Origin of the sequence: Methylobacterium sp. WL7, assembly GCF_008040085.1 — a bacterium.
Classification (GTDB): domain Bacteria; phylum Pseudomonadota; class Alphaproteobacteria; order Rhizobiales; family Beijerinckiaceae; genus Methylobacterium; species Methylobacterium mesophilicum.
In genome coordinates, this window is sequence record NZ_VRVG01000058.1 from 23,590 (window position 1) to 33,524 (window position 9,935).

Consider the following 9,935-nt stretch of genomic DNA (forward strand, 5'->3'; position numbering starts at 1 on the left):
CGGGCCCCGGACCTGAACGCCGTCCTTCGTACGGTCAAGCCCGGCGACGGGCGTCCGCGCCCTGCGGCCTCACGGACCCGGCGGGCCGTACTGCATCTGCCCGTCGCCGAACGACCAGTTCTCGGGCGCGACCTCGACCAGGTTCACGAACACGTCGGCTGGCTTCAGCCCCGGCTCGCGCCCGAGGTTGCGGGCGATGGCTGTGTAGAGCGACCGCTTCTGTGCGGTCGTCCGTGTGGCGTTGCAGGTGATCTGGATGATCACCAGCCCGTCGCCGCGGTGGATGTCGAGATAGTCCGGCCCGTAGTGGAAGTTCGCCGCCTCGTGCTCGTGGACGACGGCAAACAGGTCGCCCTCCGGCACCGTGAAGGTCTCGCGCAGGGCGGCGTAGATCCCCTCCACGAGGGCGGTGCGGAAAGCCGGGGCTGTGCCGGTGCGCAGGGAGATGCGGATCAGGGGCATCGAAGTCTTGCGGGGATAGGGGTCAGACGCTGCGCAGGGTGTCGAGACCGGGGGCGGCGAGATGCGCGACCTCGGCGCCGGATCGAGCGTCGATAGGGTCGGCAAGCAGGGTGAACCGGGTCAGATGCCACGCGGCGGGGTCGAGCCCGACCAGGGTGGCCAGGACACCCGGTTGCGCGGCCAGGTCCCGGCCCTGGGCCCGCTCGATTCCCCGCAGGCGGAGCAGGTCCTCGTCAGGGCCGACCGGCCGCGTCTCCTCGGACAGGGCGACGGCCGTCGCGGCGCCGCCGAGGCTCACGTCGAACGGAAGCCACGTCTCCACTTGCGGGCGGCCGAAACTTTCGATCACGGCCTGGAACGCTGGGCCGGCGAGGAAGTCGGCGGCGGCGCCGGCCGTGCGCCACAGGTAAAACGAGCTGTAGGCGTTCGCGGGTGCACCGCGCGCCCGCTCCTCAATGGCGACGGCCTTGAAGACGAGGCCGGGTATGGCGGCCCAGCCGGGGGCCCGTTCGGCGATCCGGGTACGAATGCGATCCATCGGATAATCGGCCGGCAAGCGGTGTCGGTAGCGCGCAACGAGCATCGTTCCCTCCTGGGTTCCGATGCCAAAGTTGCCGAGTCGCATCATTTGATCCAGATATCGTTGATCATATCTATCATAACGGATGCTTGTGATGCTGGCCCGCCCCCTCGACCTCGACGGCGTCCTGGCCTTCGTGCGGGTGGTCGATCTCGGCAGCTTCACCCGGGCGGCCGAAGCGCTCGAGACCTCGCAGGCAGCGATCAGCCTGCGCCTCAAGCGCCTGGAGGATCGGCTCGGACAGCGGCTGCTCGACCGGACGCCCCGGCATGTGGCCACCACTCGAAAGGGAGAACTGTTTCTAGCAGCAGCCCGTCGGCTGCTGGAGGCGCACGAGAGCGCTCTGGCCGAGATGGACGGCGTTATCCCGGCCCGGCTGTGCCTGGGAATCAGCGACCACGTTGCTGGGCCTGACCTGCCCGCGCTGCTCCGGCGCCTCGGCCTCGCGAAAGACGGCCTGACCCTGGAGGTGCGGATCGTCCCGTCGCGGGAACTCGCGGCCGCCTTCGAGTCCGCAGGCGAGGGCGGCTACGACGCCGTACTGTTGCGGACAGAGGAGATGCCTGGGCGAGACGGGACCGTCCTGGCACAGGAACGCCTGGGCTGGTTCGCCGCTCCGGACTTCCCGATCCCGCCGGCGGGCGAGCCGCTCCGGCTGGCCGGCCTAGCGGGGCCTTGCAACGTCCGGGCGGCGGCGGCCCGCACCCTCGACGCGGCCGGCCTGCCCTGGACCGAGGTGTTCGTCGGGGGCGGCGTGCTGGCTGTCGGGGCCGCCGTCATGGCGGGCCTGGCGATCGCCGCTCTGGCGCCGAGCACCGCCCCGCCGGGTGCCGTCGAGATCGGAGCGCGCCTCGGTCTGCCCAACTTGCCGCTCACCTGGATCGTGCTGCGGTCCAGGCGGCTGACCGGGCGCCCCGCGGAGGCGCTGCGCACGCTGGCTGCGGCCTATCGCGGTCCCGGCGGCCGCTGACCGCCGGGACGGTTCTGAGCGTCAGGACGCGAGCGGACCGCTGGCGCCCTGGGCTTCCATCGCCTTCTGGCGGTAGAGCGCGACGAAATCGATCGGGTCGATGTACAGGGGCGGGAAGCCACCGTTGCGCACAGCCTCGGCGACGATCTGACGGGCGAACGGGAACAGCAGGCGCGGGCACTCGATCATCACCGCGGGATGAAGCTGGTCGGCCGGGATGTTGACCATGCGGAATACGCCCGCGTACTTCACGTCGAAGGCAAACAGCACTTCGGCCTGAATCTTGGCGTCGCCCTCAAGCGTCAGCTCGACCTCGAAATCGGTATCGGAAAGCTGCTGCGCGCTGACATTCACCTGAATGTTGATCTGCGGGCCCTGGCCTTCCTTGGGCTGGAGCGAACGCGGCGCGTTCGGGTTCTCGAAGGACAGGTCCTTCGTGTACTGCGCCAGCGCATTGATGGTCGGCGCGTCGCCCTGCGGCATGCCGCCGCCGTTGCCGTTGGCTGCCGGAGAGTCGGCCATGCGGATCATCCTTCTCGAACGGCCGGCAGGGCCGGCCCGGGTTGTCGCGGCGCGAGCCGCTGAACGGCACCGCGAAGCGGCCCGGAAGGCAGCGCCGCTAACACGCGCGCCAGGGACGGACAAGCAGCAGGCTGGCGTAGCGCTGGCGGGCGCGGTGTCGGAGACCCATATCGGTTGACGCATGGGGATCGCGGCGTTCCGCACCGGTATAACCGGCTCGCTCCTTGCGCCTTGGTCAGTTATGAGTCGCCTAGACCCGCGAGCGCTTTGCCGGCGCCGCACCGCGCACGACCTCGGCACGGGGCACGAGGTCCCGCCGCGGCCACCATCGGATCGGTGATGCAGGACAGTTTCGACATTACGACGATCATCTTCCTCGCACTCGCAGTCTTCGTGATCTGGCGGCTGCGCTCGGTGCTCGGCCAGAAAACCGGTGCTGAGCGCTCGCCGTTCAAGCCGGTGGATCGAAGCCGTACCGAGCCGCAGGCCCGATCCGAGGGCGACAACGTCGTTCGGTTGCCCGGTGCCGACCGGGTGCAGGCTGCGCCGGCCGCAGCGTCTGCGGCGGTACGCGACTGGCGCGGCATCGCGGAGCCCGGCTCCGAGATCGCCCGCGGGCTCGAGGCGGCTGTCCAGGCAGAGCCGAGTTTCGACCCTCGCGCGTTCATCGAGGGGGCCAAGTCGGCCTACGAGACCATCATGATCGCTTTTGCGAAGGGCGACCGGAAAACCCTGCGCGGGCTGCTCTCCAAGGAGGTCGGCGAGGCTTTCGAGCGGGCCATCGCCGAGCGTGAGCGCAACCGGCAGACCCTGGAAACCACCTTCGTGTCGATCGACAAGGCCGAGATCGTCGCCATCGAGGTGCGTAACCGTGTCGCGCAGATCACCGTGCGCTTCCTGTCGAACCTGATCACCGCCACCCGCAACGCCGAGGGCAAGGTCGTCGACGGCAGCGCCGAGACCGTCGTCGAGGTGCCCGACGTCTGGACCTTCGCGCGCACCCTCGGCTCGCGGGACCCGAACTGGCAGCTTGTGGCCACCGAGGCCGGCGCCTGATTTCGTGACCCCGTTGCCGTGCCAAACCTGCGTGCCTGGTCCGGAGGTATCCCGACCGCCCTCATCCCCGCCCTCGTCGCGACGTTCCTAGCCGGCTCGGCCGCGGCTGCCCCCGCCGAGGTCGGCGGAGCGGTCCTGACTCCCGTGCCGTTCGCGGCTCTAGCGGGCTTTCCCGGGCCCAATCCGGCCGCTTCGCTCGACGCGTTCCGGCGGGTCTGCACCGCGTCCCCGCCATCCACGCCGCAGCCGGCGGGCATCGCAGGCGATCCGGCGGACCTGTCGGCGGCTTGCGCGGCTGCGGCGGAGGTCGCGCACGAGGCGGCGGCCACGTTCTTCCAGGATCGGTTCGAGGCCTACCGGGTGGTGCGTCCAGGGGCGGATCGCCCGGGCTTCCTGACGGGCTATTTCGAGCCGGAGCTGGAGGGCTCGCTCACGCAGGCACCGGACTTCCCGACGCCCGTGCTCGCCCGGCCGGACGACCTCGTCTCGCTGGCCCCCGGAGAGACCCGCCCCGGTCTCGACCCGGCCCTGCGCGCGGCCCGCGCCACCGCTTACGGGTTCGGACCCTATCCGGACCGGGCCGCGATCGAGGACGGAGCGCTGGGCGCCCGGGCGCGGCCGATCCTGTGGCTGCGCGACGGCGTCGATCTCCTGGTGCTGCAAGTCCAGGGCTCGGGGCGCGTCCGCCTGCCTGACGGCCGGGCCGTCCGGGTACTGTACGACGGCCGCAACGGCCAGCCCTACACCGCGGTCGCCAAGCTGATCGTGCAGGAGGGCCACCTGCCGCTGGAAGGCCTCACGCTGGCCCGCTGGACGACTTGGCTGCGCGCGCATCCCGAGACCGCGCGGCGGCTGATCCGCGCCAACGCCTCCTACATCTTCTTCCGCCTGGCCCCGGTGGAGGATCCGGTGCTCGGGCCGCCGGGGGCCGCCAACGCGCCGCTGACGCCCGGGCGGAGCCTCGCGGTGGATGGCGGGCTGTGGCGCTACGGCCTGCCGTTCTGGCTGGACGGGCCGTTGCCGGGCGGCGCACCGGGCGACACCGGACGCCTCGTCATCGCCGCCGACACGGGGTCGGCGATCGTCGGCCCGGCCCGGGGCGATCTGTTCGTCGGGACCGGGGCGCAGGCCGGGATCGCGGCCGGAAACCTGCGCGATTCCATAGGCTTCGTCGTGCTGCTGCCCAAGCCCGCCCGCGGGGTCGCGCCGTGAGGCCGCCACGCCGCACGCGCCGGCTGAGCGCCGGGGAGGCCCGGCTCTGGGGCGAGATCGCCAAGCTGGTGACGCCGCTGACGGGCCGGGCGACGCTGCCGCAGCCAGAGGTCGCACCTCCGGCGCCGACCGCCACCATGCCGCCGTTGACGGCGCCGATCCTGAAGCCGACCGCTTTTCCGGTGGCCAAGACGGCGCGCCCGAAGCCGCCGCCCAAGCCGGCCGTCGCCCTGCCCCAGACGGTCACCGCGGCGCCCTACCAGGCCCCGCTCCAGAGCCATGCCGCGCCGTCGGGGCTGGAGCGGCAGGCCAAAGTCGGGCTGCGCCGGGGGCGTCTGGCCGTGGAGGCGCGGATCGATCTGCACGGGATGGTGCAGGCGCAAGCCCATGCTGCGCTGACAGGATTCCTTCTGCGGTGCCGGGCCGCCGGGCATGCCTACGTGCTGGTGGTCACCGGCAAGGGGGGCCAGGAGAGGGGCGGCTCGTCCTATCCCGATGCCTTCGCGGAGCGGGGGGTGCTCCGGCGCAGCGTGCCGCACTGGCTGCGCGGCGCCGAGCTGCGCGGCATCGTGCTGGGCTTCGAGGAAGCGTCCCGGCACCATGGCGGCGGCGGCGCGCTCTACGTCAGACTTCGCCGTCGCTGAGCGCCAGCCTTCGCGCGCTCTTCGCAGGCGAGGGCGGCAAACCGCGCCGTTGCCGACTTCTTCGAAGAACTCGATATCCGGACCGCGCGCTCGCGTGGTCGAACGAAAAGTCCGAGAACAATGCCGGAGCTTCCCGAGGTCGAGACGGTGCGGCGCGGCCTGGTGCCCGCGATGGTCGGCGCCCGGTTCAGCCGCGTCACCCTGCGCCGGCCGAACCTGCGCTTCCCGTTCCCGGAGCGATTCGCGGCGCGGCTGGAGGGTCGGACCGTGACCGACCTCGCCCGCCGGGCGAAGTACCTCACCGCCGGGCTCGATTCGGGCGAGACCCTGATCATGCATCTCGGCATGAGCGGCCGGTTCGACGTGGCCCTGCCCGACGGACGCAACCTCTCCCCCGGGGACTTCTACCTGGAGGGAGCGCAGGGCACGCCGAAGCACGACCACGTCGTGATGGCGATGAGCACCGGGGCCACGATCACCTACAACGACGCCCGCCGCTTCGGCTTCATGGACCTCGTCCCGAGCGAGACCCTCGCGACCAGCCGCCACTTCGCCCGGATGGGGATCGAGCCGCTCGACGGGCTGACCGGGGCGGTGATCGCCGGCCTGTTCCGGCACAAGGTCACGCCGCTCAAGGCCGCGCTGCTCGACCAGAGCCTGATCGCAGGCCTGGGCAACATCTACGTCTGCGAGGCCCTGCACCGGGCCCGCCTCCACCCGGAGACCCCCGCCGGCCTGCTGATCAAGCCCGACGGGCGCCCGACGCCCAAGGCCAACGCGCTGGCCAAGGCGATCGTGCAGGTGCTGCAGGAGGCCGTGAAGGCCGGCGGCTCGACGCTACGCGACTACGCCCACACCGACGGCAGCGCGGGCGCGTTCCAGCACGCCTTCCGGGTCTACGACCGGGTCGGCGAGCCGTGCCGCCATCCCGGATGCCGCGGCTCGGTCACCCGGATCGTGCAGGCCAACCGCTCGACCTTCTTCTGTGCGACCTGCCAGCCGCCGGTCTGATCGCCCGGCTCTCGCGGCGCGAAACGGCATTTTCGCCACAAACCCGGCTAGGGTCGCGGATCTCGACGCGCGCACCCGGTCGCGGGCTGCCGGTCCCGGCCCGCGGCGCGGGATCGGTCGCGCGGGCCTGACGCGTCGTCCCGGGTGCCGGATCCGGGACGACGCGTCCGGTCGCCGGTTTTGCATCATCGTCGTCCCGAAGGCCGCGTGCCGGCGTTCGGGATGAGGCTCGTGACAGGAACGCGATGTTCTTCCGCCGCTCAAAGACGCCCGCGCCCGAGACCATCGCGCAGGATCCGACGGAGGGCCGCGCGCTGCCGCAGCGGCTGTCGCCGCGCTCGCCGGGCGAGGCGATCAAGCCGACCGCCGCGCCGCCGCCGCCGGAGAAGCCGGTGCGCGAGCGCAGCGGCCTCGTCGGCATCATCAGCGGCGCCCTCACCTTCGCGGTGGCGATCGCCATCGCGGCGATGATCGGGATCACCCTGTTCCAGCGCCAGGTGCGCGAGCCGGGGCCGCTCGTGGCCGACAAGGTGGTGGTGATCCCGACCCACAGCGGCACGGGCGAGATCGCCGAGACCCTCAAGCGCGAGGGCGTGATCGGCCATACCGGCCTGTTCGAGTTCGCCGCCCGCTTCGGCGGACGGCCGGCGCTCCGGGCCGGCGAGTACATGTTCAAGGCGCATGCGAGCATCGCCGACGCCCTCGACACGGTGACCACCGGCCGGCAGGTCCAGCACGCGATCACGTTCCCCGAAGGTCTCACCTCCGAGCAGATCGTCACGCGGCTCAACGACAACGACATCCTGTCGGGCGAGATCAACGAGATCCCCCCGGAGGGCTCGCTCCTGCCCGACACCTACAAGTTCGAGCGCGGCGCCACCCGCCAGCAGATCGTGAACCTGATGCGGGCCAAGCAGCGCGAGGTTCTGAACCAAATCTGGCTCCGCCGCAGCGCCGACGTGCCGGTGCGGACCCCTGCCGAGATGGTCACCCTGGCCTCGATCGTCGAGAAGGAGACCGGCCGGGCCGACGAGCGGCCCCGGGTCGCCGGCGTGTTCATCAACCGCCTCAACAAGCGGATGAAGCTGCAATCGGACCCGACCATCGTGTACGGGCTGGTGGGCGGCCGCGGCACCCTCGGGCGCGGCATCCTGCGCTCCGAGATCGACCGGGCCACGCCCTACAACACCTACGCGATCGAGGGCCTGCCGCCTGGGCCGATCGCCAATCCCGGCCGCGCCGCCCTGGAGGCGGTGGCCAACCCGTCCCGGACCAAGGACCTGTACTTCGTGGCGGACGGCAGCGGCGGCCACGCCTTCGCCGACTCGCTGGAAGGCCACCAGCGCAACGTCGCCCGCTGGCGCGCGGTCGAGAAGAGCCGCCAGGCGCCGCCGGACGCGGTGGACAAGGTCGAGCCGGGCCCCGACCCGAGCACCCCCGGTCGGGCCTCGGCCTTCGCGCCGGGCAACGCCCCGAACACCAACGCGGCCTTCGCCATCGATTCCGGCACGCCGGGCACCCGCGCCTTCGACGCCTCCGAGGGCACCCGCCTCGATCCGCTGAAGAACCGCAGCTACGATCTCGGCTCGCCCAAGACCGTCCCGGCGCTGGCCGACCCGACGCCGGCCCCGCGCGGGCGGCGGTAGGCGGAGCTTTGCGGAGCGACGGGCGCTCCCAAACGCGCCCTCATGCTGGGGTGGCGTCGCGGAGCGAAGCTCTCGAAGGAGGCCTCCGGCCGACCTCGCGATCCCTGAAGGGCTCCTTCGAGGCCGCTACGCGGCACCTCAGAGTTTGTGAGTCTTTCGGTTTTTTGCCTCTCTCGTGACCGCTCAGTCCTTGATTTGATTGAGGTCGAGAATGTCGGACATCGAAAGATTCACTGCCTCTCAGGATGAGGGTAAGGGTGGGATATCCGCCGCGTTGCCCGTCGCGCTTCGTCATTGCGAGCGTCGCGAAGCGACCCAGGGCAGCGCGCGATCTGCGAATGCGGCGTTTGACCGGGTTGCTTCACTGCGTTCGCAATGACGGCGCTCGATGATAGCTTCGCGCATACGCTCGAAGCTGCACCCGGCCGCGCGCTCTGCCCAAGAGGCCTGCTGCCTCTCGCCGCCGAAGACGTTGATTGTTCAACGATCAGGACTCGCATCGGCGTCGGACCATCCGCCTCGTCATCCCGGGGCCGCGAAGCGGAACCCGGGATCCATACCCGCTGACCGATCCAGGTCCCGCATTGTCGGCGGATCTGGGTTCCGGGCTCGCCTCCAGCGCCCCGGAATGACGGGACGGGAGCTGAGCGCTCGCGCCACGCTCGAGTCTTCAGGAGAAGGATGTTCCCTGGGTGGCGATACACCCGGAACCGTGTCCTGTGGAGACCACCGGGAATCCGGATGCGCGCTCTCGGAAGCCTGCTCGATCGGTGTTCTCCAATCCCCGTCCTCGTCCTCAAGGGCCCCACCCTTGGCGGGCCCTGGGTGGCTTGATCGCCCGCAGCCTAATCGCCGCCGTACGTTGACCGCTCCTACCTAAAGCTGCATGAGAAAGGATCGGTTCGCCTTAGGGTCAAACCATGCACGAGGGTCCTGCGCCCGGTGACGACAGCTTCGGCCGCCTCGTCGCGCTCAATGCAAAAGTCAACGCGATCAGGAACAGGGCGGAGACGGCGCTTCGGCGCGCCGAGGGCGTGCGGGCCGATCTGCACGCTCTGAAGGACAAGCTGGACCGGATACTGACCGCGCCGCCCGTCGGGTGCATGTCCTGGCCCGCCGCAGATGACCCAACCACCACACATCCCCAACCGTCATCGCAACCTCTGCTCGTCGCGCTCGACGCGATCGGACTGCAGGCGGCCAGTTTGCCCAGGCTGACGGAGGATCTTTGCGCGGCTTACGAAACAGCCCGGGAGGATGGGGACGAGGCTAAGATGCAGATCATCGGGACCGCTCTCCGGCACCTTGGACAGCACTACGCGGCGCAGATCGGACCGCGGGCTGCGGGCGTCGCCGTCAACTGAAGTGTTCTGGAGCGACGAACCGATGGGCGAGCACGGCGACACCATAAGCCAACTCGAGGCGATCGCAGCCACGCTGGGGGTTCCGGTCGCTGCCTTCTACCATTCCGGCGCGCCGCCGCCGTTCGACGGCGGCCTGTCCGAGATCCAACGCATCATGATGGATCTCCTGCGGGCTTTGGAATCCATGTCGGACCCCGAGGCCCGCAGCCGCTGCGCTGAGGCGATCGGCAAGGCGATCCTCCATGTGGAACAGCCCAAGGTCAAAACCGCCAAAACCAAAGGCCATTGACGGCTGAACGTCCGCGACCGGGCGGAGGAGCAGGGTCCGCGCGATCCCGGGACGGCGCGGAGCACCGGGTCGCCGCGCCGCGCGCGCAAGGTGGCCGCGGGATGGGCAGCCCCGAAACCTCGGCGCCGTCCGAAACGGAGCCCGATCCGGCATCCCCCCAGCCCGTCCGCCGGTTCACC

11 protein-coding genes are annotated in these 9,935 nt (G+C 70.7%); 8 read left to right on the plus strand and 3 right to left on the minus strand.

Going from position 1 to position 9,935, the window contains the following annotated elements:
- Window positions 1-69 precede the first annotated feature (69 nt).
- Window positions 70-462, minus strand: coding sequence for a tautomerase family protein (locus FV233_RS15960; protein ID WP_147898021.1), 393 nt, complete (start codon window positions 460-462; stop codon window positions 70-72).
- Between the two features lie 22 nt (window positions 463-484).
- Complete coding sequence (locus FV233_RS15965) at window positions 485-1,090, minus strand: DUF4865 family protein (RefSeq protein ID WP_246689998.1); 606 nt, start codon at window positions 1,088-1,090, stop codon at window positions 485-487.
- Between the two features lie 46 nt (window positions 1,091-1,136).
- On the opposite strand from FV233_RS15965, the gene FV233_RS15970 reads away from it, so the two are divergent.
- On the plus strand, window positions 1,137-2,012 hold the full coding sequence (locus tag FV233_RS15970; protein WP_147898022.1) for a LysR family transcriptional regulator: 876 nt from the start codon (window positions 1,137-1,139) through the stop codon (window positions 2,010-2,012).
- Window positions 2,013-2,033: 21 nt separating this feature from the next.
- Here the strand turns inward: FV233_RS15970 and secB are convergent, their stop codons facing one another.
- Window positions 2,034-2,534 carry a protein-export chaperone SecB gene (secB, locus tag FV233_RS15975; protein WP_147857047.1) on the minus strand — a complete coding sequence of 167 codons (501 nt, stop codon included), beginning with the start codon at window positions 2,532-2,534 and terminating at the stop codon, window positions 2,034-2,036.
- A 339-nt stretch (window positions 2,535-2,873) separates the two neighbouring features.
- Here secB and FV233_RS15980 point away from each other — a divergent pair, with 339 nt between their 5' ends.
- The 7 genes from FV233_RS15980 to FV233_RS16010 all read left to right on the plus strand — a co-directional run bounded on the left by FV233_RS15980 (window position 2,874) and on the right by FV233_RS16010 (window position 9,756).
- Complete coding sequence (locus FV233_RS15980; RefSeq protein ID WP_147857048.1) at window positions 2,874-3,590, plus strand: Tim44/TimA family putative adaptor protein; 717 nt, start codon at window positions 2,874-2,876, stop codon at window positions 3,588-3,590.
- 18 nt (window positions 3,591-3,608) lie between these two features.
- Window positions 3,609-4,802 (plus strand): MltA domain-containing protein, encoded by a 1,194-nt coding sequence (locus FV233_RS15985; RefSeq protein WP_147898023.1) that lies wholly within the window; start codon window positions 3,609-3,611, stop codon window positions 4,800-4,802.
- Window positions 4,799-5,446 carry a Smr/MutS family protein gene (locus FV233_RS15990; protein ID WP_147898024.1) on the plus strand — a complete coding sequence of 216 codons (648 nt, stop codon included), beginning with the start codon at window positions 4,799-4,801 and terminating at the stop codon, window positions 5,444-5,446. The genes FV233_RS15985 and FV233_RS15990 overlap by 4 nt, the downstream gene beginning before the upstream one ends.
- A gap of 120 nt (window positions 5,447-5,566) precedes the next feature.
- On the plus strand, window positions 5,567-6,457 hold the full coding sequence (gene mutM, locus FV233_RS15995; RefSeq protein ID WP_147857506.1) for a bifunctional DNA-formamidopyrimidine glycosylase/DNA-(apurinic or apyrimidinic site) lyase: 891 nt from the start codon (window positions 5,567-5,569) through the stop codon (window positions 6,455-6,457).
- Between the two features lie 245 nt (window positions 6,458-6,702).
- Entirely contained in the window at window positions 6,703-8,103 is a 1,401-nt protein-coding gene (gene mltG, locus FV233_RS16000; RefSeq protein WP_147898025.1) for an endolytic transglycosylase MltG, read from the plus strand.
- A gap of 920 nt (window positions 8,104-9,023) precedes the next feature.
- On the plus strand, window positions 9,024-9,467 hold the full coding sequence (locus FV233_RS16005) for a hypothetical protein (protein ID WP_147898026.1): 444 nt from the start codon (window positions 9,024-9,026) through the stop codon (window positions 9,465-9,467).
- Between the two features lie 22 nt (window positions 9,468-9,489).
- Entirely contained in the window at window positions 9,490-9,756 is a 267-nt protein-coding gene (locus FV233_RS16010; RefSeq protein ID WP_147898027.1) for a hypothetical protein, read from the plus strand.
- Window positions 9,757-9,935 lie beyond the last annotated feature (179 nt).

Excerpts from the sequence above, each read along its gene's own strand:
- FV233_RS15960 (WP_147898021.1), bottom strand. The coding sequence starts at position 462 with ATGCCCCTGATCCGCATCTCCCTGCGCACCGGCACAGCCCCGGCTTTC.
- FV233_RS15965 (WP_246689998.1), bottom strand. The coding sequence starts at position 1,090 with ATGATGCGACTCGGCAACTTTGGCATCGGAACCCAGGAGGGAACGATG.
- FV233_RS15970 (WP_147898022.1), top strand. The coding sequence starts at position 1,137 with ATGCTGGCCCGCCCCCTCGACCTCGACGGCGTCCTGGCCTTCGTGCGG.
- secB (WP_147857047.1), bottom strand. The coding sequence starts at position 2,534 with ATGGCCGACTCTCCGGCAGCCAACGGCAACGGCGGCGGCATGCCGCAG.
- FV233_RS15980 (WP_147857048.1), top strand. The coding sequence starts at position 2,874 with ATGCAGGACAGTTTCGACATTACGACGATCATCTTCCTCGCACTCGCA.
- mutM (WP_147857506.1), top strand. The coding sequence starts at position 5,567 with ATGCCGGAGCTTCCCGAGGTCGAGACGGTGCGGCGCGGCCTGGTGCCC.
- mltG (WP_147898025.1), top strand. The coding sequence starts at position 6,703 with ATGTTCTTCCGCCGCTCAAAGACGCCCGCGCCCGAGACCATCGCGCAG.
- FV233_RS16005 (WP_147898026.1), top strand. The coding sequence starts at position 9,024 with ATGCACGAGGGTCCTGCGCCCGGTGACGACAGCTTCGGCCGCCTCGTC.
- FV233_RS16010 (WP_147898027.1), top strand. The coding sequence starts at position 9,490 with ATGGGCGAGCACGGCGACACCATAAGCCAACTCGAGGCGATCGCAGCC.